The sequence below is a fragment of the Pasteurella atlantica genome (assembly GCF_963693435.1).
In the GTDB taxonomy this organism is placed as follows: Bacteria; Pseudomonadota; Gammaproteobacteria; order Enterobacterales; family Pasteurellaceae; genus Phocoenobacter; species Phocoenobacter atlanticus.
Genome location: NZ_OY856306.1, coordinates 1341389 through 1366022, shown reverse-complemented (window position 1 = coordinate 1366022; position 24634 = coordinate 1341389). Strand labels below are relative to the sequence as shown.

Sequence of the window (24634 nt, the reverse complement as noted above, 5' to 3'; positions counted from 1 at the left end):
CATTCAATCCGCCCTTACGTAAGTAATAATTAAACTTAAAATCCTTTCAATCCAACCACGTGAACATACTCTTGATTATTCGCAATTTTACGTACCAATTTATAAGTCGTTCCCTGTTCTGGGCTGATATTTTCAGGGGCGGCGATCAGTAATTGCATATCTAAACGGTCACACAATTCAAATAAGGTGTTGATAGATTTTGCGTCAAGTCGAGCCGCTTCATCTAAGAATAATAAGCGACAAGGGAGAATATCTTTGGCACGCATACGGCGAGATTCTTCTTCCCAACTTTGTACCACCATTAACAAGATTGACATACCTGTACCAATCGCCTCCCCTGTTGAAAGTGAGCTACTTTGGGCTTTCATCCAACCATCTGCACCACGATAGGTTTCAACATCAAGGTCAAGATAGTTACGGTAATCCAACAATTCTTCGCCAATCGTTTGTGCGGTGCGTTGTCCAAGTTCAAGGTGTGGATTTACACGTTTATACAACATCGCCAATGCCTCAGAGAAACCAAGTTTTTCGCTTTCAAATAAATCTTTGTGGTTCTCTTTTTCGGTCGATAATGCGTTAAGTAAAATAGCGTGGGTATCACGAATATTTACCACCAAACGCACCCCTTTAACCTGTCCAAAAGTAATATTTTGTAGCCCTTGATTAAGTTGTAAAATACGGTTTTGTTCACGTTGAATGGTTTTGCGTAAAATATTTGCCACACTTTCCGAACTGATCGCTAATTTTTTCTCACGATTTGTCAATTCACTGGTTAAACGAGAAAGTTCAATTTCCATTTGTTCAATGGCGTCAATCGGATCGTCCGTTTTGATAATATCTTGACGAATTCGCTCACGTAAATGCTGATAAACCGCAATAAAGAATGCCACTTTATTTTCAGGTTTACGATTATCTTCTGAGGCTCGCAAGCTATCACGCAGATATTCATTATCCGCCACCGCAATACGTAACGCCCCTAAGGCTTTATCCGAAATTGAACGTAATTCTTCCGATGACATATACGCCAATTCACGACGGTTCAAGCGTTTTTCAACATCACTGTTGCGAGATAAACGCATTACCACGCACCAGCTCACTTTCGCTTGCACCACTTGTTCACGCAATACTTTATAATCACGCTCAGCCTTGCGTACCGCACGATTTAGATTATCCATATCAGCCTCAATTACAGCTAATTGTTTTTCTAAATAACTCTTACGGCTACGTTGCTGACTTAAACGTTGTTGCAATTCATCACGTTGTGTTCTTGCACGAGCTTCAGCTTCTGTATCGCCTCGTAAACCTAATTCATCAATTTCACGCACTAATTCTACAAGCATTTCATTTTTCGCCTCATAAGAACTGCGTAATGACGTAAGCACTTGATTATATTGTGTATATTGTGTTTGCGCTTGTCTAAATTGTGCTTTTGCTTGTTCACGTTCACGTTGCGCATTTTCTAAACGCACACGCAACTGTTCGGTTAATTCTGAACCCTCTTGGGTTGAATCTTCATAGCTAAAATGCAAACGTCGGTTCATTACATCAGACAAACAGAACACTTGCTGTTTTCGTAATTTTTGATCAGAAACAGACCGCTTATATTCTGCTTCAAGCTGTTCAAATTTAGTCGGATCACTTTGTAAAGCGGTTGCAATCGGTTCTAATTGTGCTAAATATTGCCCAAATTGACGGATAAATTGCTCATCTTCTTGTGCCTCTAATAACTGCTCTTTGCACTCTTCTGCACGATCAATTAAAGTTTCGTCTGCTAATAATTCAACCTGTGGTAAAGCTTTATTAAGAAGTTGCAACTGCTCTTTACAATTATCACGTTTATGGCGTAATTGTTGCTCATTACCGCTGATTTGACTTAATTCACGTTCAATTTCAGCACGTTGTGTCGCAATTTCTTGCATTGCTTGTTCAGGATTAACTTCAAAGGCAAGACTTAAATGAGTCCCTACAAACTGGCTTAAATGTTGATATAAACGCTGACATTTTTGCACTTCAAAAGCACATTTTGCGTGCTGTTCGGTAATTTCTTCCTGTTCAGCTTTTAATAATTCGAGCTGTTTCTCACGGGCTGCACGTCCAAATAATGGCACTTGTGGGAATTTTGAATAACGCCATTGACGGTTTGAAACTTGCACCACCACACCATCGCCTAATTCGGTCGCTTCAAATACATCATCATCAAATGAACTTGGATCGCCCTCAATTAAATAAAGATCATCAGGGCAATCATCTAACTGCTCTAATTGTGATTTCACACTTTCTAAATCTCGCACCACGATTGCGTGACGTGCTTCGCCATAAAGGGCGGAGAAATAAGGGGCATCATCAATAGACACATCTTCGTATAATTCTGAAAGCAACACACCACCAAAACGCTCGGCAAGTTGATTTAAGCGTGGATCTTCTGAACCATCAGGCTGGCTCAAACGGGTAATTTGCCCTTCTAAACGATCTGATTTTCTGGCTAATTTATCACGCTCTAAGGTTATTTCACGCTCTGAATTTAAGGTGTCTTGCATAAAGGTCATAACCTGCTGACTTGCCTCAAATTCTCTGTCGCATTGTTCTTGTAAACGCTCTAATGCTGATTGTGCAGTATGCCACGCTGGTGCAGTTTGAGTTAGTTTTTGATATTGTTGGTTAAGTTGTTCTAACTGCTGACGTTGCGTTGAACGTACTTCCACCACTTCGCCAAGTTCCGCCTCAATATCTTCTAAGCTCGCTTGTTGCTCTTCAAAATAGCTTTCTAACTCTTCGGCTGTGGTAAAGTCTGTTTGAGCTTTGTGATTAAATTCTTTTAACAAACGCTCAGCATTTTGTTGTTGCTGTAATTTACGTTCTAATTCATTTAATTTTTGGCGTAAACTCACCGCTTGATTTGCTTGTGATTTTTGATTTGGGTAAACCGATAATAACGCTTTCGCTTCATTCCACGCTTCCGAGCGGTCAATTTTTCCTGAAATTTTACAAACCAAATCATAGGCTTTATCAAACTGCTCTTTGGCAATTTCTGACACCGATAAACGCTGTTCTAATTCAAACACTTTATCCGTTAATTCTTCCGCTTGGGCTTCAAATTCAACCGCATAATCTTGAATATTGTGTAAATCTAAATTTGGCAAGCCACACACTTGTTTTGCTTTTTCAAGGGCTTGGACTGCCTGTTGATATTGCAATGCCCGTGTTTGTTGGGCGTCTAAGGCTTGTTGATAATCAGCGAGTTGTGAGCGTAAATCTTCCACTACTTCTTCGGATTCTTCGGCTCTAAATTGCGAACTTTCCACTTGTTCAGAAAGCTCTTCCATTGCCATTTGCTGTTCTTCGATTTTCTCAACTAAATCATTGACTTCATCTTGATAGCGTTCTACTTTTTCTTGATGACGTAGTGCATTCATCACTAAATTTAGATGATCGGTCGCACTATTAAATTCTGCCTCTAAATGGCTTTCCGTTTCCGCAATTTCACTGACTTCACGGCTATATTCCACTAATTGCGTTTGTGATAACTCAATTTTCGCTTTTACTTCTTGCCAGTTTTTACGCTGTGCCAACACATTTTCAACATTACCACGACGCTCATTCGCATTACGCATATAATCCGCAGACACATAGTTGGTACTTTCTGTAATCAGTTTTTTGAACATATCACGATCAGATTGCGTTACCTTGATCGCCTCTAACGTCATACGGTTTTCACGCAATGCCGATTCCATATCTTGGAAGGCTTGGCGAACCCCTGTATTTTCAGGCAATAAATATTCACGTAATGATTTTGTAATCGCCCCTGAAATCCCACCATAAAGGGACGCCTCAATCAATTTATAGAATTTGCTACGATCCGATGCCGATCTTAAACGTTTTGGTAACACGCCTAAATCAAATAAAAAGCTGTGATAATCGGTAATTGAATTATATTGTTTGAACTGAATTTCGGTACTTTCACATTTCTCTTTTAACTCATTTAACGCTAATACTCTCGCACTACGATCAGCCACTTTTTCCGTTAAAATGCTAATAATAGACTGCTCAGTCGGTAAATTTTGCAATGAAAATGGACGAATATCCACTTTCTTATCTCGTCCAGCCACTTGTTGCAAACGCACCCCTGAAATAATACGCTGTTTGCGAGAGTTTTCACTTTCTAACACTGCATAACACACGCCTGATTTCAATTTACCGTGTAAGCCTTTATCACGAGAGCCTGCTGTTGAGCCTGCCTCTGTGGTATTACGGAAGTTTAACAAAGTTAAATCTGGAATTAACGCCGTAACAAAACCTGCCATTGTGGTGGATTTACCCGCACCGTTTCCGCCTGAAAGCGTGGTCACTAAATCATCTAAATCAAAAGTACGTGCAAAAAAACCGTTCCAGTTAATTAAGGTTAAAGAAATAAATTTTCCTCGTGCAATGCTTTCTTTTTTAGTTACGACAGGCTTATCTACAATAGGAGAAGCAAGCGGTGTGATTTCTACTGTTTTTTGCAATTCTTGTTGTTCTACTTGTAATTCAAATTGTTGTTCAGTCATTATTCTTCCTTACCTAAATCTTGTTCAATTTCATCAAACTGCTCATCTTCATCATCTGCATTTTCTTGATCAAAAACCACCGCTTGTGCTTGTTTTTCTAATTCTTGTGGGGTTGTACCTTCTCCATCACGAATTAAGCGAAGTTGTGCTTCACGTGGATCATCGCCACTGCGAACATCAGCACCAAAACGGAATACTGACTCTGAAATTACAAATTTTTTGCTATTTTGATCACCAACACGAGTAATCATTCCAATACGCATTAAACGACGTAAAGCCCCACTGACTTTTTCTAATAATTTCGCTTTATCTAAATCAGAACCTGTCGAACGTGGATTCACCGCTTTTAATAATTTTGTTTCATCTGCAAGGTTTAATAACTCATCATAAACATCATCAAAACTAAAAATCCCTTGCTGTGCCAAACGTTCAGGGCTTAGATAAAGATAACAAAGCACCTTACCCACCAGCATCTCCATTTCACTCATCACACTACGAGCAATCAAAGTTGTCGCTTTTGGACGTAAATAGAAAAAGCCCTCAGGTGCACGAATTAGCTCCACATTATAACGGCGATAAAATTGCTCTAATTCCGCTTGATAATCCATCAAAAAACTATGTTGATCTAACAAATCAATACTAATATGTCGCCCTGCTCGTAACTGGCTGTCTAGTTCAGGAAAAATAGGATTAGCAATAGCGATTGCTAACTTAGTTGAAATTACGTCTTCTATGTTTTGTGTCATTGTGGTTCTCTTTATTTATTTTGTAGAGACAGGGCATACCCTGTCTTTCATAATTCTGCATATAATACCAAAAACCTATTAAAATTTCGTGTTTTTTTGGCATTCTTTTTCAATTTGATCACAAAAACAAAAGCGGTAAGATCTTTGCAAATTTTTACAAAAATCTTACCGCTTTATAATGTATAAAAAGGAGCATTTAATATACTACTTTTTGAATGACTTACTTAAATAATGCTTCTTTACCTAATGCAACCACCATCAAATAACATACTACTGCACGATATTTTCTTGGGTTTGAACGACCGATAGTATCAAAAGCTTTATCAACGACTTTTTCAACTTCAACATCATCAGTTAAACCTAATTTTTTCTTAACAAAATTTTCTTTTAAAGTTGTTACTTCATCTTTGTCGCTCATTGCTACGATTTCGCCATCAGCGTTGTAGATTGAAGGTCCCATTGCTTTGATCACGCCTTTTAGCAATTCTTCATCAGGTGTTACATTACATTTTTCAACTAATGTTTTGCGGTATAGTTCGAATTTTTCGTCTAATTTACTCATTTTGTTACCTCTTTTGATTATGGAATAAACGCTTTTTGAATATAGCATATTATTTATTATTTCGCAAAAACAGGGTATTCCCTGTTTCTACGTTATTTGCTAATTTTTATATTCATCAATTATATTCGCTTGCACTTCTGCACCTTGATTGTTGATGGCTTGCCATTGTGGGTAAACGGCTTGTCTGTCTTCGCTTGCCATACCTAATTTAACCGCTTGATCCACAATAATTCGAGCCACATCAAAATGACGGCTTTCTGGGTATTTAGCCAATTGATCTCGTAAAATCTCACTTAAATCTAACCGCTTACCTTGCTCTCGATAAGGCATTAAGTGAGCTTGCATTAGTTCAATAATTTGCTCTTGTACGTCAGACAGCGATTCATATTCTAATTCTGTTGGTAATTCACCTACAGCATCCGCTTCATTAAAGGCGAGTTCGTCATCACGTAGATCGAGCATTGATTCTGCTTTGGCAAAATATAACATCCACGGATCATCAAAATAGCCTTGAATAGATTTGCGTAAACGTTGCCCAAACACACGATTTTTATCCATATCAATCGCTGTTCGGATAAATTTATGCACGTGGCGATCGTAACCGATCCAAAGATCGATAGATTGCTGTCCCCAACTAATAATGCGGTCTAATTTATTTTGTAAATTGACAATTAAGCTATCCACAAAATCTAAATCATTTCGTCCGATTAAACAGCTTTGAATACGTAATAACTGAGATTGTAATTTATCCCCTGCGGCATTGAGTGTATCTTGTAATTCTCGCAAGCTAACCGATGTTTCGTCTAACAGTTGTTCACAACTTGAAATCGCCTCGTGCCAATTTTGACTTAATAATTGTGCGATACGATCACGAATTTGTTGCTGATTTTCGTCCATTGCCCGCTGTGAAAGATCGATACTATCAAAAATTTCAGCAACAGAATATTTTAAAGGTGCAAAAACCTGACTACGCCAAAAACGTTCATCACCATTTTCTTCTGCTGCATTTGAAGCTCGCTCTATTTCATCCGCAACAATAGAAAGCTGGATAGATAAGCGTAAAGTTGAAAATTCTCTTTGACGTACATAATAATCTGCGACACCAACACCTAAGGGCGTTAAGCGATAAATAGATAATCCTTCCGTAAAATCACTACTAAAACGGTTTAAAAAGCGTTGTTTAACTAAATCATTGATTGCATTATTGGCACGTTGTATCAGCGTGTTTTCTGCTTGTTCAAAACTGGTAGAGACATAACGAAATAAATCAACCAAATCACTTTCAAGCATTTCACCATCTAATGACTGTTCATTATTATAAATAGAAATCGCCAAAAGAAAGGCTAATCGTTCTGTTGATAACGAAAGTGAAAATTCTCGTGATTTTGTCCAATCAATCAGTTCTGGAAGTGTCTGTGCCAATTCATTTTGCATAGGGGTTGTTCATTATTTCGTATATTATAAAAAGTGACGGTTATTGTACAATAACACAAACAAAAAAGGGAAAATTTTTGTTCTCATTTAAGAAAATTTGCAGAGCATACACTGTCTACCTAAGGAATTAAATTTGTTAATTTTCGATTTAATCTATCCGCTTGTTTTATAGGGATACAATGATAATATAGCACAATATCAAAACTAAAAATGAAAAAAGAGTTCACAATGGACAACTACAAAAAAATTACTCTCTTACTAAAAGATAAAATAAATAATACTGTATTACTTGAAAATAAAGTATTGCTAACTTCTTGTTATAAAAACTTAAACACAGAAATTCCAGAAGATAAAATTGTGATTTCAGAAGTAATTCCTGATGATGAATATGAAACAGTATTAACTAATTTTGCACCTTATATGGAAATAGACAACCTGTTACCCTTTCTTGTTGCAATGGGGGGAAATCAAGTTTTTTGTATCGGATATGGTGCAGAAAATTACGGACTAATCTATTATTATGATATGGACTTTGGTTGCTTTGAGTTAGAAGGCGATAATTTAGATAACTTTCTTTTAAAATTAGCCTAAAAAGGAAAAATGATGAAACAAAAAATCAATGGCATTACATTATATGACTTAAATACGCTTCCAATAAAAACCATTTATCAATTTGCTCGTCATTTTTTTAATCTATTCAATATCGTTCCAAATCATATTTCTTATATGCAATCTCATTCTCCAGATAGTCAAGGTGAAACAGTGTCTGAAATAGAAGCCAGTTTAGAAGAGTTGCAATATCAAATAGATAATAATCTGATTGATAATTTTAGACTATTATATAGCCAAAGTATTATAATTTGACATAGTTAAAATATTCCTGAAATAAAAAGTTAATATCATCACATCTTAACTTCTTCCTAATAGACTTGGCTTGAGCCCACTTTTTTTCAATGGGATTCAAGTCAGGACTATAAGGTGGAAGAAATTCTAAAATGACACCTTTATCTTGGATAGCTGTTATCATATCCTGACGTTTATGAAACGTCGCATTATCCATCACTAAAACAGAATCAGGCTTCACCTTAGGTAATAAATCCTGTTTTAGCCAAGCATAAAACGTGTCTGAATTAATATTGCCTTCAAATAAGGATACCGTTAGAAAAGTAAAACCTATAATTGCACCAATCACATTAATTCGCCCTTTTGCATGCCAATCTTGATGTCCATAACATCGCTGTCCTTTCCTACAATAGCCATGTGTTCTAGGCATATCTTTTGCAAAGCCACTTTCATCTAAGTAAATAATTGTTTTTCCTTGCTTAGAAAAATCATTCATTTTTTCCTGAAATTTGATACGAGCATCTTCGTTTGCTTTGGGATGTTTTAGTGTTTTTTTTATAGCTAATACCCAATCGTTTAAGGGCAAAACCAATTGCCCTTTGAGTTACACCAAAACGTTCCGCTCTTTCATACTGATAAGCATCAGGATATAACTCAACATCTTTGAGTAATGCGTCCATATCAATCTTTGTTGCAGGCTTATTACGAGTTGTACAAGGCTCAATTTTCTTTTTCCAACGGAACAACGTTCTGATACCAATATTAAAATATTGACTTGTTTCTTCAAAGGTTAAACCTTTCTTCGCCTTTATTTCAAATACTTTTCGGCGGAAATCTAATGAATAGCTCATATTTTATACCTTAAACAGTTGGTAGTTTATATTATGCCATATAATTTTACTTTTGCTATATTCTTCAACCGATAGATTATGGGATGTGGGATTTGCGTTTTTTGACAAACAATCCGAGGTTGGGGAAGAGATGAATTATATCGAAATTCAGTTTCTTGATAATATCTCAACCCTAGAAAGTGAAAAGATAATTCATTTTTTAACCACTATTTCAGATAAAACCCATATTGTATATGGTATTGGTTACCAATTGTATGGCAGTATGTCTGAGGTTTTTAGCTACGCTTTAGGGCTAGGTGTTGAAACCCTATATAACAATGAATCACCTTATGAATGGGGCGATCAACTCCCCTCTCGCACTGATGAAACGCCGTTATATTTCAATCAATTAAGAATGGTGTATCCTATAAATATATTAAACGATAATCATCTGATTTTTCCTCTTTCTCAACTCACATTAAAAGCATGGATTTTATCCGATAACAAAAATGGAAAAATCACAAATTTAGATAATCAAAACTATTTATGGCTTGTTGAATCATCAGAACTAGAGCGAATTAATGCGGTTTTAAGTAAGGAAGGGATATTGATTTCTGCCAATTTATAAAATTAAGGCATATTAAAAAGAAAATAAATTATGAATAAATTAATCAAAATTTTACCTATTCCCAATAATCCTGTTGAAAATATCAAGATGGATATAAATATAAACTTACCCAATGATTATATTGAATTTATTTCTATTTATGGTTCTGGGCAAATTGATTTTTTCTTAAGTATTTTTAATTATGCTTCTAAAAATGATTTCACTCCACGAGATTTAATATCTCGATGATTTACAGTCTATCAAAATTGAGCAACCTGACTATTGTAATTTTAATGTATATCCTGAAAAGAATGGGTTATATCCTTTTGGACAAACAGATAATGGCGATTACTTACTTTGGAAAACGGCTGGAAATATCAATGATTGGACAGTTTCTATAATAGAATGCCGCTCTCTAGAAGCACAACATACGCCCTATAATTTTGTCGATTTTTTATATTTGTTACTGAGTAAAGAAGTTCGCTATGATGCCTTTCCAGAAGACTTTCCATCTGAAAAGATTGAATTTCAACCCGCTTGGAGAATATAATTCTGACAAGTTTTCGTAGTATAAAAGCTGTTAATAAAAGATATATTAGCAAAGATGATATGCCAGCAATACATTTAATCTTGGTTTAACTTAAATATTTTGTGTAGAGGTGTAGTATGCTACACCTCTACAAATTTCATCAAAAAATCAGTATGTTATATAAAAAAAGTAATTAAAACAAAACCCCGAACTTTACAAAAAGGAAATAAATGATGACAAAAACGCTTGAAGAAATTTTGGGATTTGATCCTCTTACTTATGTGAATGAAATTCCTGGTAAAATTAAATGTGATTTCAGGGAGTTTTGGTACGTGGAAGACAATGAGGGAATCTTTCAAAAAAAATTATTTAGTAAATTAGTCGATGCAGTTAATTTAAATAAGATTTTATTCTTACTCAAACTGCTCTTTCCATTTTTGAGCATAATTACCCACAGCAAATTCAGACATAATTATATTGTTAAAATTTATTTTTTGAGAAGCTAAAATTTGATTAGACTTGATGTCCTTTACAACTAACCTTTTATTTTTATCTATTATAATATAAGTAGATTGATCAGGTGAATTAAAGAGCCATAAATCATCGGTTTGATTCCATTGTGGAGGGGTGAGTTTTAAAGCTTTATGTATCTTGGTTTTATAAAAATCTTTTTTACTATATAAAGACAAAGGTTGAGTGGGAGCTAAAAAGCGTCGAGAGGAATTACCATTAAGTAATACCATTGGTACGACATACACGCCATTATTACCAATCTGTAAATCAAAATAAACCTCTTTATGGTTATCAATACTTCCCGCCCAAGGTAATACATAATCTTTGGTGATGTCTGTCTCAATAGACTCATAAGCTCCTTGAGAGATCGCTCTTATCACAACATTATTTTTTGTATTGTTATCAACATAGTCCAATAATTCATTGGATAATTTCCCTTGCCAATCCAAAGGATAAATCGCTGTTTTTTCCATAGCATTAAACCAAGAAGCACTACCATTCACTTCTGATTCAAACCCTGTGGTTAGATAAAAATTAGCATTAAGGTAGGAGATTTTCTCAAAATCTATACTGATCGCATCTTGAAAAGTGGGCATTTGTTTTTGCATAAAAGTAAGGAGTTGTTTTTTATTTTTAAAGAATTTAGGTTTAGTGATAGAAGAACCCAGTTGATACTCTTTTAATGCATCTTCAGATAAATACTCCTCATAATCAGCTGGATTTATTTTTGTTTCCTCTACTCCCATTGTTGCGTATAAAAACCCTTTTTTAGTCGGTACTAATAAATAATCTAAACTAAAAATCTGTACCTTATTATCCTTGCGATAAATACCCAATGTTTTAAGTGGCACATAAGATTTTACTTTTTGTTTATCATCATTCGTATTGTCATACATCACACTATAACTGCCTTCACTAAAACCCGAGTTGTCTGTCTCCAATCCAATTAACTGGATAAACTCTTGGGCATAGGCTGTTTGTATCAATACTGATAACAATAAAATAGCTATTTTTTTCATTTGGTTATTCTCTTTAATAAATTATTGGTATATTCCTTGCACAAATTTTACTACTGAATTTTTGAAGTCAATTTGTGTTTTCTCTTCACATTTATCTTTCGTTTTATCTTGATACCACATTCTATTGGTAATTTTATTTTTAACTAAAATATCAAAATAACCATTTGTTATGTATTTATTCATAAAAACAAAACAACAGTCACTTTTCCTTAATTTTTGCAAATTTTAATAAACAAGTGACCGCTATTCTCAATATTATATTTACGACTGACGATAAGTTTTCAAAAATCGCTCTAATCGTCCAATCGCTTCTTCTAATTGATACACATAAGGCAAGGTTACAATACGGAAATGGTCAGGTTTATGCCAATTGAAACCTGTACCTTGTACTAGAAGTACTTTTTCTTGCTTTAATAAATCCAATACAAATTTCTGATCATCTTTAATATTGTACATTTCGGTATCAATTTTAGGGAATAAATACATTGCACCCTTTGGCTTAACACAGCTGATTCCCGGTATTTGAGTTACTAAATTATATGCCACATCACGTTGTTCTAATAAACGCCCACCTGGAATAATAAATTCATTAATACTTTGATAACCACCTAGTGCAGTTTGAATACCGTGTTGCATTGGCGTGTTGGCACATAAACGCATAGAAGAAAGCATATCTAATCCTTCAATATAGCCTTCTGCTTGATATTTTGCTCCACCACTTAATACCATCCAACCTTGACGAAATCCTGCGACTCGATATGCCTTTGACAAGCCATTTAAGGTAATTGTGAAAAGATCAGGGGCTAATGCAGCGATATGATAATGAACAGCATCGTCATATAGAATTTTGTCATAAATTTCATCGGCAAATACAATCAAGTTATGCTCACGTGCCACTTGTGCTATTTCTAATAAAATCTCACGGCTATACACCACACCAGTCGGATTATTAGGATTAATCACCACAATGGCTTTGGTTTTCTCGGTAATTTTAGATTTAATATCTGCAATATCTGGAAACCAATCATTCTCTTCATCACACAAATAATGTTTAACGTTACCCCCTGAAAGAGTGGCAGCAGCCGTCCAAAGAGGATAATCAGGCATTGGAATAAGGATTTCATCGCCTTCATTTAATAATGCTTGCATTGATATTGTGATCAATTCAGATACACCATTACCAATATAGACATCATTGACATCAATATCTAATAATCCTTTAGATTGATAATATTGCACAATGGCCTTTCGAGCTGAATATAAGCCTTTTGAATCACCATAACCCTGTGCTGTCGGTAAGTTATGAATAATGTCAACCAATACTTCATCAGGGGCTTCAAAACCAAATGGTGCAGGATTGCCAATATTTAATTTAAGTAATTTATGCCCTTCCTCTTCCAATCGCATTGCTTCTTTATGGACAGGACCTCGAATGTCATAACAAACATTATCTAACTTGCTGGATTTTGGAAAACTTTTCATATTTTTACCTATTTTAACTTTTGTCACTTTTCATTAAAAAATTGAGTTCAAACAACTTTACCTTAACTTATTCAGAATTTAAAGAAAAAATAGGTTAAAATATAAGAAATTATCAGGGAAACCGCATACTTTTCCCCCTCCCTAACCCTCCCCCGCAAGCGGAGGAGGGAATTTGGAGCTTATACAATTATTCCTCCCTCCGTTTGCGGGGAGAGGTTAGGGCAGGAATTATGGAGATCTTGTCTATGTGTAATTATTCCTCCCTTCGTTTACGGGGGGAGGTTAGGAGGGGGGAAATGATAAATTAAAAGTACGCTCTACCCTAAAGAAATTATTAACCATACACTACTTACATTTACTCAACATTATAAATCTGCCAATGACATTATTTAACCAATTAAAAAATCAACTTAAAATTCAATTAGATCAAATTATCGAACATAAAAATGTCAATAATGGATTAATAATACTCCACGCTGAGCAATCTTGTTCTATTGAGAATAAATCACTATTAAGTTGGCTAAAAGCACAAAATAGCTACCCTAAGTACTATTGGCAAAATCGTATTAATACATTGACTTTAACGGCTATTGGTTCCGTAAAATCTTTTAATAATATTCAACAAGCACAACAATTTAGCCACAAAAATCACTGCACTCTTGTTGGTGGAATACCCTTTTCAGGGGAAGCTTGTTTTATTCTACCTCGTTTACTACTTGCAAAAAAAGAACAAAAAGTCACCGCTTGCTTAGTGATTGATGGTAATCATTTAATACAAGAAAAAACAATTATCGACACTCTTTTTGAAAATTTTGAACAATTCGCTGAATTAGAAAAAATACAATGTAATCTATTAAAAAGTATGCCCTATACCAATTTTGAACAATGGTCTAAAAATATTCAAAATGCCATTCAACATATTGAAAAAGGAACATTTAACAAAGTTGTATTAGCTAATGCCACTGATTTTATTTGTGAAAATTCTATCTCTGCCTACGATCTTTTAGCATTGAGTCAACAGAAAAATAAACATTGTTTCCATTTCTTATGGCAAGAAACGAATGAAAAAGCCTTTATGGGATCTAGTCCTGAACGACTTTATAAAAGAGAACAACAACAATTTTATACAGAAGCACTAGCTGGGACTGTTGCAGTTACAGATCACCAAAAACAGACCAAAGAAAATGCAAGATGGTTATTATGCGACCCTAAAAATAATTTGGAAAATCAATATGTTGTTGATGATATTAGTGAAAACTTAAACGCTTATTCTCATCATATCACTATTGGTGAACCACATCTCAAACGTTTACCAAATGTTCAACACCTTCGTCGCTTAATTGAAATGGAATTAAAAGAAAATATCAGTGATACTGAATGTTTACAACAAATTCACCCAACCGCCGCAGTGGCTGGATATCCTAGAAATACCGCTATCCCTTTTATTCTCCAAACTGAAAATTTTGAACGAAATTGGTACTCTGGCACACTTGGATTTTTAAATACTGAACAAGCCGAATTTTGTGTTACATTACGTTCTGCTCTTATTCAACAAAACAAAATAACCGTCTATGCTGGAGCAGGAATTATGAGAAATTCTACCCCTGAATCGGAATGGCAAGAAATTCAGCATAAAGCGTTAGCGATGATTAAATTATTAAAATAACCATCCATATAAAAAAAGGGCGAATTTAATTCGCCCTTAAATCACAATATAATCAAAAACTATTTTTCAATATCAAATTGTACTTCATCCACTAATTGAAGAGCTTGTTTATAATGCTCTGCAATTTTTTCTAATTGAAGTTTATCAGCGGTGAACTCACCCCAACTTGCTACTAATTTAGAACGTTTAACACCATTTTTCACAGGGAATTCGTGGTTTAATTCAGCATACAATTTTTGTGCAGTATTTTTAGATAAATACTCCATTAATTTAATTGCATTTTCTTTATTTGGTGCATATTTGCTCAATGCCATACCACTAATATTTAAGTGAGTACCATATTTTCCTGTAGGGAAATTGATAATGGCTTTTTCCGCTTGTGCTTTTTGTTTTTCATCTGTAAGCATTTTGCCAAAGTAGTAGCTATTTGCGATGGCATAATCACATTCACCTGCTGCGATCCCTTTGATTTGAGCTCGGTCATTACCTTGTGGTTTACGAGCAAGATTTGCTTTTAAGCCTTTCAAGAAACCACGAGTAACATCAACGCCATAATGCTCAATTAAAGAGGCAAAGAGTGATACATTGTAAGCATTTTTACCAGAACGGATACAAATTTTACCTTTATATTCAGGTTTTGCTAAATCAATATAATCAAAGCCAGCAGGTAATTTTCCTACACGATCTTTTGAGGTATAAATTGCTCTTGCACGAGTGGTTAATGCAAACCAATCACCATCTGAATCACGGAATTGATATGGAATATTTTTTTCTAGAACTTTAGATTTAACTTTTTGTGCAAAACCAGAGTCTACTAATTCCATTACACGAGAAATATCTACTGTCAATAACACATCTGCAGGGCTAAGATCTTTTTCTTCTTGAATACGCTTAATTAAACCTTTACCAGAGAAAAGCACGTTTACTTTAATTCCAGTGTCTTTTTCAAACTGTTTAAGCATTGGGTTAATTAAGTGAGGCTGACGATATGAATAAACATTCACTTCATTTTTTGCAAATGCAGAAGTAGATAAAACGATTGGTAGTGCTAAAGCACAAGTTGATAAAATTTTTTTCATCATAGTTTCCTTTATTTTTTGGACAAAAAAGAGAATAAAACCTATTATTTTTTATATAGGAATTGAGCAAATAATAGTTCTTAAACCCAATAATGTCAATGAGAATTATTATTGATAATTTTTTAGACGATTTTATAGGATATATCATTTATAATAATTAAAACTTAAAAAAGATAACCAATATTCAATGCAATTTAAACTTTATCGCTACCATTTACCCATTACAACAGAGCTTATATTAAGAGGTCAAACACTTAATATACGGCAGGGATTGATTGTGCAATTAACAAAAAAAGGAAAAGTAGGTATAGGTGAAATTGCACCTTTGCCTTCTTTTAGTGTAGAAACACTACCGCAAGCAGAAAAGCAAGTTAGAGAAGTTTTGAAGCGGTTACATTATAATCAAAATTTGCAGTTAGAGAAATGCTACCCTAGTGTTGCCTTTGGATTAAGTTGTGCATTTGCAGAGTTAAATAATGAGCTAAGCACAGAAAAAATAAAGACACAAACCGCCCCCTTATTTAAAGGAAATAAAACAGAATTTATTACTCAGCTTGCTCAGATGGAAACCAAAATAGCGAAAGTAAAAATTGCTATTCAGCCACCAGAACGAGAAGCAGAGGCAATTAATCAACTTCTTGTAGAAATACCAAATTTAACTCTACGCTTAGATGCAAACCGTAAATGGGATTGGCAACAAGCGGTCACATTTGGTAAAAAATTTGCAAAATGTCACCGCTCAAGATTGGAATTTATTGAAGACCCCTGCCAAACAGCAACACTTTCACAACAATTTGCGGAGAAATTTCAACTCCCTATTGCGTGGGATGAAACTTCACGAGAACCTGATTTTTTTGTAAAAAAACAACCTAATGTAACCGCTATAATTATTAAACCGACCTTAACAGGTTCACTTGAGAAATGTAAAAAACTGGTTGAACAAACACATCAACAAGGTTTGCAGGCAGTGATTAGTTCAAGTATTGAATCTAGTCTTGGGCTTTCTCAATTGGCTCATTTTTCCTCTCAATATACGCCAAATTCTATTGCAGGTTTAGATACGTTGAACTTAATGCAACAGCAACTTGTAAGACCCTTTGGAAGTTCTACATTACCTTTAGTCAATCTCAATAGTGAATTTGTTGAAGAGTTAGTTATTACTATATAAAAATACTATATAAAAAAGATTTAAATTTTAATACAGTTTATAGTCATCGTATTATTTTCATCAAATGGATTAAGTGCATTGATCATCATAATTTTTTCAAATTCAGCTATTTTTTCAACTGGAATATCAATAAGTTGTACTTTTTGTTGATCCACTAAATAACTTAGTTGCGTTCCTTTTAATAAATAATGATTTGAGCTATACCATTGATTTTGTTTTAGAAAAATCAAATTTCCAATAGTGCAATCCGTCACAAAGCCGTTATTGATAATAATCACTTCATCACTATTTTGTCTTTTTAAATTGTCTAATTTTTCACGATTAGCATATTTAAATTGATAATCTAAATTTTGTGTGTAAACACATTGAAAAGAGTCAATTTTTTTAGGTGTATAGAAAGAAAATCGGCAATTAAAATCTGTCGCATTATAATCAATACGACAACGTACTTGCCCTTGTTGAAACTTATTAGGAATTGTAAATTCTGAAAAAAATCTCACCGCTTGTTTGCTGTTAAAATAATATTTTATTGCATAATCAACACGTTGCTGATGATATTTAAGATTTTGGATCTTTCCATCTACAATGGAAAGTGTTTCAAAGAGAGGAAATTGGCACATAAATTTTCTCTAAAATTTCATTATATTCATCATCAATATTGCTTTGTGACGTAATTCCCCCGCCACTACGAAATATTAATTTTGTACCTTGTTTTTCTATATAGCGAATGGCGACGGCACTGTCTAAATACTCACCATCAAAATAACCAAAAACGCCAGTATAATAGCCTCTAGATTGTTTTTCTGCCTGTTGAATAATCTGAACCGTTTTTTCTTTTGGTGCGCCACTAACTGAACCCGCAGGTAATAATTTTGCTAGAATTGTTCCAATTTCATTTTGCCAATTAGTTGATAATTCCCCACAAATTTCAGAACTGGTTTGATAAATTGCACCTTTGTAAGTGTTTAATTTTTCAAGGTAACGGTATTTTGTAACTTCAATATTTTTTGCCACAATGGATAAATCATTACGAATTAAATCCACAATAGTATTATGCTCTGCAATCTCTTTTTTACAATTTAGCAAAGTATGTTTTGCATTTGGGAGATTGGCATTAATAGTGCCTTTCATCGGGTAAGAGTAAATTTTATTATTCTCAATGCGGACAAAGGTTTCTGGTGAAAAACAGACAAACTGTTCTTTAAGTAACAATTTATATTTTGCTTTTGCAGAAAAAAATAGTTCTTCTAAATTATAATTTGTATTGATTTGTGTAGGATAGGTTAAATTAAGTAAATAGCTGTTACCTGCTTGAATATGATTTTTAACCAATTCAAACCCTTTTTTATACTTTGCATATTCCATCGGAATAAATGAAAATTCAAAAGGTTTAGTAATGATTGGTTTCTTATTTAGGTTATTTTTGCAAAAAAACTCAAACATCATACCGCTTGTATCAACCTCTGTAATAGGTACTATTAATGGTTTTTGTTGTTCAAAATCAATAATAAACAAAAAAGGAACTTTTTGTTTACCAAGTTGATTTGCTATTTGAATAAAATTTTGCATTGGATTATTTAAAGAAATATTTGCTATAAGAGTAATCTACTGGTTTAAATCATACCTCAAGTTATCAGTGATGACTAAATAATTTTTCAATAAATACATTCAAACATTAATAATTATGATTAGATCTGTTAAAATCACTCTAATTATCTTTTCAATTATGCCTTAAGGAAAATATGGCTTTATTAAATCTCTCTAATGCGTGCTTAGGTTTTGGTGATCAACCTTTATTAGATCACAGTGAATTACATATTGAACCAAACGAACGAGTATGTTTGGTTGGAAGAAATGGTGCGGGTAAATCCACCTTAATGAAAGTACTTGCGGGTGAAATAAAACTGGATGATGGTTCATTAATTGTTGAAAAAGGGATTGTTATTGCGAGGTTGGAACAAGATCCACCACGTCATATTCAAGATACTGTGTTTGACTATGTCGCAGAAGGTGTGGCTCATTTGGCGGATTTATTAAAAGAATATCATCATATCCTCACTCAAATGCAAACGGACTATTCTGACCAGCTGATGAATGAATTATCACAGGTGCAGGCTAAATTAGAACACAGTGATGGATGGCGATTTGAAAATAAAATTCAAGATACTTTAAAAATATTAGAGCTAAATCCTGATATGCGTTTATGTGAGCTTTCGGGTGGTTGGGTACGTCGTGCTGCTTTAGCTCGTGCATTAGTTGCAGATCCAGATATTTTATTATTAGACGAACCAACCAACCATTTGGATATTGAAGCGATTGCGTGGTTAGAAAATCTGCTACTCGAATTTAAAGGCAGTATTATTTTTATTTCCCACGACCGTAGTTTTATTCGTAAAATGGCAACACGAATTGTGGATCTGGATCGTGGTAAATTGATCTCTTATTCTGGAAATTATGATACTTATCTTGAAACCAAAGAAGAAGACCTTCGAGTTGAAGCCCTTCAAAATGATCTATTTGATAAAAAACTCGCTCAAGAAGAAGTTTGGATCCGTCAAGGGATTAAAGCAAGACGTACTCGTAATGAAGGACGTGTTAGAGCATTAAAATCATTACGTCAAGAAAGACAACAACGTCGAGAAGTACAAGGTAATGTAAAAGTCACCGTTGATAATCGTATCCGTTCAGGAAAAATTGTCTTTGAAATGGAAAATGTGAGTTATAGTGTTGAAGACAAACTTTTATTAAAAGATTTCAGCACCGTTATTCAGCGTGGTGACAAGATTGCCTTAGTGGGTGCAAATGGTTGTGGTAAAACCACTTTTATCAAATTATTACTTGATCAACTCCAACCAACATCTGGTACGGTACATTGTGGCACTAAATTAGACGTCGCTTATTTTGACCAACACCGTGCGGAATTAGACTTAGAAAAAACCGTAATGGATAATGTCGCAGACGGTAAACAAGACGTGGAAGTGAATGGTGTAAAACGCCATATTTTAGGCTATTTGCAAGACTTCCTATTCCCACCACAACGTGCCAGAACACCAGTTAAAGCATTATCAGGGGGCGAGAAAAACCGTCTATTATTAGCAAAATTATTATTAAAACCCAATAATTTACTGATTCTGGATGAGCCTACCAATGACCTTGATGTGGAAACCTTGGAGCTTTTGGAAGAAATGCTGACTAATTATCAAGGTACATTAATTATCGTGAGCCACGATCGTCAATTTATTGATAACACCGCAACGGAGTGCTATTTCTTTGAAGGTAATGGCGTGGTAAATAAATATGTGGGTGGTTATTTTGATGCAAAACAGCAACAAGATAATGTATTTGCAACCTATGAAAAATCACAAAAAACAGTTAAGAAGACACCGCTTACGACAGAGCCAAAAGAAGTAAAACAAGCGGTCACATCCACACCAAAAAATGTAAAAAAAGTAAAACTTTCTTACAAAGAAAATTTAGAACTTGAAGGTTTACCACAAAAAATGGAACAGCTTGAAGCCGAGATAGAAACCTTACAACAAGAAGTAAACTCAGCTGAATTTTTTGTAAAAGAAGCAAGCTATACTAATGCTCAGTTACAAAAATTAGCCGACAAAGAGCAAGAGCTAGAACAAGCTTTTGAGCGTTGGGAAGAGTTGGAAAAAATGAGGAATGGGATTTAAAATTATTGTAGGGATGTTACTTTTGCATCCCTCCATATTATCAAGGTAGTAAAATGACATATTTTAAATCAATATTAATTTCCTTTTTATCTGTGATTTTATTCGTCAGTTCTGCTACAGCAAAGGAAAAGAATGATTGGGAAAAAGAGAGATTAAAAGACAAAGTCAAATCTTACACTGAGAATTCGTACGTAGTCAAAAACCAAACAAAGAAAATTCTATATAGTTCAGTACAGGTCAAATATGATCATAGAGGATACTTGGTTGAAAAAAATGATCCCAATTTCAGAAGTTATAAATGGGACTATAAATATGATAATCAAGGTAATAAAATTGAAGAAAATCAACATATCTATTCAGATGATATCGATATTAAAGAATATTCAACTTATAAATACGATACTAAAGGTAACAAGATTGAATACAGGTTTTATAATACTGATGGAACAAGCTATAATAAAATTAATTATAAACATGACAATCAAGATAATTTAATTAAAGAACTGAAATATGATCGCTCTGAGGTTCTTTATGGGAATATTACCTATAAGTATGATGCTCAAAATAATTTGATAGAAAGCATTGAACAAACTGATAGTATAAAGGATCCATATAATAAAATGACATATCAATATGATGACAAAGGAAATAAAGTTGAAATGAAGTTTTATTCTGGTGATGATAAAAATTTACAATTTAAAAAAACGTTCCAATATGATGATAAAAATAATTTAAAAATAGAAAGTCATTATAATTTTGAGGGTAAATTAGAGTATCAGTGGGTTTATCGTTATGATGATAGAGGTAATAAAATACAAGTCCTTAAATCTGGTGGTTTCAAGGATAAACAAATTTACAAATATGATAATAAAAACAATTGGATACAACTATTTTATTATAGAGGAAAAAATTTGCTGGGAATAGTTGAAAGAGAATATATCTACTATGACTAACATTGACAACAACACTCAAGGCTTTGGTATTTGCCATATTTATCCGCTATAAAGACAGAAAAATCATCTTTATCAATATGGAATAAATCTGCTCCTTATAAATCTTCCTTAAAAAACAACATTTTTTGCTTGTTTTTTGTACAAAACGAGCTTTATCTTGTAATTATCTTATTTATTCCATAGAATAGACGAAATTATATTCACTTATGGAGATATTGTTTTGATGAAAAAATCAAATAAAAAATATTTAATTTTACTACCAATTCTTTGGATTATTGGTTGTATTTTTCAGTACTTTTTTTGTTGCGAAAAAACAACTATAGATAGCAAAAATGTGGTAGCGAGTACTGTGACAGGAAATGTCCCTCCCTCTATTGCTGTAGATAATAAGAGTGTCACTAAAGAAATTATTCCAACAAATACAGGATTTGCTGTAGTATCGGATAATGTTAACCTAAAAGGTAAACACGGCTTTGATTTTGCAGTTGATTCAGCAGAACCACTTCAACCTTATGCAACTGATTTAGATGATAATATCTCTAAAACAGTACAATATTTAAAAGATAATTCAAATAAACAGTTAACTGTTATTGGTCGCTATCATTCTGATGAAAAAAATAATACTGGATTTACAGATCTTGGTTTAGCTCGTGCTGACAAAATTAAAGCACAGTTAACTAAATTAGGTGTAAATACTGATCAAATTATCACTGAGAGTAAAGTTTATCCAGAAGCAATTGCAAATAAAGATAAACAATATTTAGGTATGATCAACTTAGATATAGTAGATCGTCCTTTACCTGTGGTAGAACCGAAAGTAGAAGAACCAACAGTTGTTGAAGTTCCAAAAGCAACAAATTCAGGTTTCTCTATTGTTGGTGAAGGTTTAAATTTCCAATCAACAAATGGATTTGATTTTGCTAGTAATTCGGCTGAGCCAATTCAACCTTATATGGCTGATCTAGATCAAAATATAGCTAAAGCGGTACAATATTTCAAAGATCATTCAGATAAACAATTAACTGTTGTTGGTCGTTATCACGCAGAGGAAGAAAATAGTACACCATTCCCTAATCTTGGATTAGCTCGTGCGCAACGAGTGAAAGATCAGTTGATCTCTTTAGGCACAAATAGTCAGCAAATCATAACAGAAGGTAAATTGGATACTAAAGCTGTTGCTAATGAGAAAAATCAATATTTAGGAATGATAGATTTTTCTGTCAAAACATTAGATAACGAAGCGGTTAATGTTCGTCATCAAAAAATGGATACTTTGTTATCAAACTTGAATGCAAATCCATTAACCTTATATTTCAAAACTGGATCTGCACACATTCAATTATCCACTACACAGAAGGAACGTTTAGTTCAAATTATAAGCTATTTGGATTATAATCCTTCTGCTAAAGCTGTAATTACGGGTCATACTGATAATACAGGTTCTCGTAATACAAATATCACCATTGCTAAAAAACGAGCTAAATTTGTAGCTGATTATTTTGCTAACAATGGTTTAAACAACAGTCAATTTATTATTGCTTCAAAAGGTTCAGATATGCCTATTGCAGATAATTCGACATCGGAAGGACGAGCAAAAAATCGTCGTGTAACTATTACTATTGATAAAAACCCAAAATAAAGGAGAAAGATTATGTTTTGTTGGATTATTCCATTAATTGTAGGTATCTTAAGTGCATTACTAGGCTATTTAATTGGTCGTAATAAACATACCGATTGTAACAAAAAAATTGCAGAGCTATCTGAAAAAAATGATGAACTAAGTAAACAACTTAAAAATTGTAAAGAAGATTTAGAAAAAAGTAAGCAAGAATTAGTGAGAACGAAATCTCAATTAAATAGTAATAACCAAGCAAACTTTTCTGCAAAATCAAGTTTTTCAGAAAAGAAAGATAAAGAAAATGTAACTGGATTTTTTGCACGAACAGTCGCTGCAGGTACTAGCGTATTTGAGGCAACAAAAACGAAGGCAGAAGAGAAAATTTCTGATATTTCTTCAAAAATAAATAATGAAGAAAAAGAAAGTGTATCTAATCAAGAAGCACAAACAATATTTGGTCGTGTAATTGAACAAGATGACTTAACCATTATTGAAGGAATTGGTCCTCGAGCAGTTGAATTCTTTGGTGAAGAAGGTATTACAACTTGGAAACAAATTAGTGAAATGACACCTGAAGCCTGTAAAAAAATTCTTGTAAAAGCAGGTGGACGCTTTGCTAAACAAGATCCAACAACTTGGCCAGAGCAAGCAAAACTTGCCGTAAATGGAGAATGGAAAAAACTATTTGATTGGCAAGAAATACTTGATGCAGGGGAAATTCCTAAAAAATAAGATAAGGTAAAATAAATTTTTTACTCTATAAAAGTATGTAAGTTAAAAATAAGGGCTGAATTTCAGCCCTAAATTAATTTATCTTTCAATGAAAGATAAAAATATGGTATCAAATAACTTTAAAAAATAAGCTTGATGTTAATTCTAATCACAATAAAGCTCCAAATTGTAAAAATAGCGACCAACTAACTAGTCACTTATTTCAATACTGAAAATAACCTTTTATTTACAGCAGTGCAAGATCATACTTTAATTAGAGCAAGATAGTGTTTAAAATCTAATAAAGCAACGGATTACGAATTACGAATTACGAATTACGAATTACGAATTACGAATTACGAATTACGAATTACGAATTACGAATTACGAATTACGAATTACGAATTACGAATTAATCTAGGGTGAATATATAAACCGTAACGTCAAGGCATGCCTTGACGAATGGATATTGTATATGGATTGGTATTCAAAAATTTGGGATAAATGTAACGATATTATAATTGTGTAAAATATATAAAAAAACAGGGCATGCCCTGTTTCTACGTATATCGAGGGAATATATAAACCGTAGCGTCAAGGCATGCCTTGACGAATAAATATTCGTAATAGATTGGTATTCAGAAATGTGG

General features: G+C 33.7%; 22 protein-coding genes. 10 read left to right on the top strand and 12 right to left on the bottom strand.

Annotated elements, in window-relative coordinates; all coding sequences use genetic code 11:
• Positions 1 to 35: 35 nt before the first annotated feature.
• The 4 genes from mukB to mukF all read right to left on the bottom strand — a co-directional run bounded on the left by mukB (position 36) and on the right by mukF (position 7286).
• Positions 36 to 4544 carry a chromosome partition protein MukB gene (gene mukB, locus U9966_RS06410; RefSeq protein WP_407675168.1) on the bottom strand — a complete coding sequence of 1503 codons (4509 nt, stop codon included), beginning with the start codon at positions 4542 to 4544 and terminating at the stop codon, positions 36 to 38.
• Positions 4544 to 5290 carry a chromosome partition protein MukE gene (gene mukE, locus U9966_RS06405; RefSeq protein WP_306347203.1) on the bottom strand — a complete coding sequence of 249 codons (747 nt, stop codon included), beginning with the start codon at positions 5288 to 5290 and terminating at the stop codon, positions 4544 to 4546. The genes mukB and mukE overlap by 1 nt, the downstream gene beginning before the upstream one ends.
• A 220-nt stretch (positions 5291 to 5510) precedes the next feature.
• On the bottom strand, positions 5511 to 5852 hold the full coding sequence (locus U9966_RS06400) for a DUF2853 family protein (RefSeq protein ID WP_306347204.1): 342 nt from the start codon (positions 5850 to 5852) through the stop codon (positions 5511 to 5513).
• A gap of 99 nt (positions 5853 to 5951) precedes the next feature.
• The gene (gene mukF, locus U9966_RS06395; RefSeq protein ID WP_306347205.1) at positions 5952 to 7286 is read right to left on the bottom strand and encodes a chromosome partition protein MukF; all 1335 of its coding nucleotides are present in this window, start codon (positions 7284 to 7286) and stop codon (positions 5952 to 5954) included.
• Between the two features lie 228 nt (positions 7287 to 7514).
• Between mukF and U9966_RS06390 the strand changes: the two genes are divergently transcribed.
• Together U9966_RS06390 and U9966_RS06385 are read left to right on the top strand one after the other, a co-directional pair.
• Positions 7515 to 7877: a hypothetical protein gene (locus tag U9966_RS06390; RefSeq protein ID WP_306347206.1), complete on the top strand. Its 363-nt coding sequence runs from the start codon at positions 7515 to 7517 to the stop codon at positions 7875 to 7877.
• Positions 7878 to 7886: 9 nt separating this feature from the next.
• On the top strand, positions 7887 to 8150 hold the full coding sequence (locus U9966_RS06385) for a hypothetical protein (protein ID WP_306347207.1): 264 nt from the start codon (positions 7887 to 7889) through the stop codon (positions 8148 to 8150).
• Here the strand turns inward: U9966_RS06385 and U9966_RS06380 are convergent.
• Both U9966_RS06380 and U9966_RS06375 read right to left on the bottom strand, forming a co-directional pair.
• A complete protein-coding gene (locus U9966_RS06380) occupies positions 8140 to 8715 on the bottom strand; it encodes an IS630 family transposase (protein WP_322631687.1) in 576 nt (191 codons plus the stop codon). The genes U9966_RS06385 and U9966_RS06380 overlap by 11 nt on opposite strands.
• Complete coding sequence (locus U9966_RS06375) at positions 8618 to 8980, bottom strand: IS630 transposase-related protein (RefSeq protein WP_306347869.1); 363 nt, start codon at positions 8978 to 8980, stop codon at positions 8618 to 8620. The genes U9966_RS06380 and U9966_RS06375 overlap by 98 nt, the downstream gene beginning before the upstream one ends.
• A 130-nt stretch (positions 8981 to 9110) precedes the next feature.
• Between U9966_RS06375 and U9966_RS06370 the strand changes: the two genes are divergently transcribed.
• Entirely contained in the window at positions 9111 to 9587 is a 477-nt protein-coding gene (locus U9966_RS06370) for a hypothetical protein (protein ID WP_306347453.1), read from the top strand.
• A 30-nt stretch (positions 9588 to 9617) separates the two neighbouring features.
• Entirely contained in the window at positions 9618 to 9815 is a 198-nt protein-coding gene (locus U9966_RS06365; protein ID WP_306347452.1) for a hypothetical protein, read from the top strand.
• 693 nt (positions 9816 to 10508) lie between these two features.
• On the opposite strand, the gene U9966_RS06360 is transcribed toward U9966_RS06365, so the two are convergent.
• The 3 genes from U9966_RS06360 to U9966_RS06350 form a co-directional block, all read right to left on the bottom strand.
• Positions 10509 to 11627, bottom strand: a complete 1119-nt coding sequence (locus tag U9966_RS06360) for a hypothetical protein (RefSeq protein WP_306347451.1) — start codon at positions 11625 to 11627, stop codon at positions 10509 to 10511.
• Positions 11628 to 11648: 21 nt separating this feature from the next.
• Entirely contained in the window at positions 11649 to 11810 is a 162-nt protein-coding gene (locus U9966_RS06355; RefSeq protein WP_306347450.1) for a hypothetical protein, read from the bottom strand.
• A 78-nt stretch (positions 11811 to 11888) separates the two neighbouring features.
• A complete protein-coding gene (locus tag U9966_RS06350; protein ID WP_306347449.1) occupies positions 11889 to 13109 on the bottom strand; it encodes a pyridoxal phosphate-dependent aminotransferase in 1221 nt (406 codons plus the stop codon).
• A 379-nt stretch (positions 13110 to 13488) separates the two neighbouring features.
• Between U9966_RS06350 and U9966_RS06345 the strand changes: the two genes are divergently transcribed.
• Positions 13489 to 14775 carry an isochorismate synthase gene (locus U9966_RS06345; RefSeq protein ID WP_306347448.1) on the top strand — a complete coding sequence of 429 codons (1287 nt, stop codon included), beginning with the start codon at positions 13489 to 13491 and terminating at the stop codon, positions 14773 to 14775.
• A gap of 59 nt (positions 14776 to 14834) precedes the next feature.
• Here U9966_RS06345 and U9966_RS06340 read toward each other — a convergent pair whose 3' ends face one another.
• Positions 14835 to 15854: a Fe(3+) ABC transporter substrate-binding protein gene (locus U9966_RS06340; RefSeq protein WP_211597420.1), complete on the bottom strand. Its 1020-nt coding sequence runs from the start codon at positions 15852 to 15854 to the stop codon at positions 14835 to 14837.
• 187 nt (positions 15855 to 16041) lie between these two features.
• Here U9966_RS06340 and menC point away from each other — a divergent pair, with 187 nt between their 5' ends.
• A complete protein-coding gene (gene menC, locus U9966_RS06335; protein WP_306347447.1) occupies positions 16042 to 17022 on the top strand; it encodes an o-succinylbenzoate synthase in 981 nt (326 codons plus the stop codon).
• A 20-nt stretch (positions 17023 to 17042) separates the two neighbouring features.
• On the opposite strand, the gene U9966_RS06330 is transcribed toward menC, so the two are convergent.
• Positions 17043 to 17642 carry an aminotransferase class IV family protein gene (locus U9966_RS06330; RefSeq protein WP_306347446.1) on the bottom strand — a complete coding sequence of 200 codons (600 nt, stop codon included), beginning with the start codon at positions 17640 to 17642 and terminating at the stop codon, positions 17043 to 17045.
• A complete protein-coding gene (locus tag U9966_RS06325; RefSeq protein WP_306347445.1) occupies positions 17620 to 18591 on the bottom strand; it encodes an aminodeoxychorismate synthase component I in 972 nt (323 codons plus the stop codon). Before U9966_RS06325 ends, U9966_RS06330 begins: the two co-directional genes overlap by 23 nt.
• Positions 18592 to 18764: 173 nt before the next feature.
• Here U9966_RS06325 and U9966_RS06320 point away from each other — a divergent pair, with 173 nt between their 5' ends.
• From U9966_RS06320 to U9966_RS06305, 4 genes are all read left to right on the top strand, one after another.
• The gene (locus U9966_RS06320; RefSeq protein WP_306347444.1) at positions 18765 to 20702 is read left to right on the top strand and encodes an ABC transporter ATP-binding protein; all 1938 of its coding nucleotides are present in this window, start codon (positions 18765 to 18767) and stop codon (positions 20700 to 20702) included.
• Between the two features lie 53 nt (positions 20703 to 20755).
• Positions 20756 to 21655, top strand: coding sequence for an RHS repeat domain-containing protein (locus tag U9966_RS06315; RefSeq protein ID WP_306347443.1), 900 nt, complete (start codon positions 20756 to 20758; stop codon positions 21653 to 21655).
• A 223-nt stretch (positions 21656 to 21878) separates the two neighbouring features.
• A complete protein-coding gene (locus U9966_RS06310; RefSeq protein ID WP_306347442.1) occupies positions 21879 to 23294 on the top strand; it encodes an OmpA family protein in 1416 nt (471 codons plus the stop codon).
• 12 nt (positions 23295 to 23306) lie between these two features.
• Positions 23307 to 24005 (top strand): hypothetical protein, encoded by a 699-nt coding sequence (locus U9966_RS06305; protein WP_306347441.1) that lies wholly within the window; start codon positions 23307 to 23309, stop codon positions 24003 to 24005.
• Positions 24006 to 24634 lie beyond the last annotated feature (629 nt).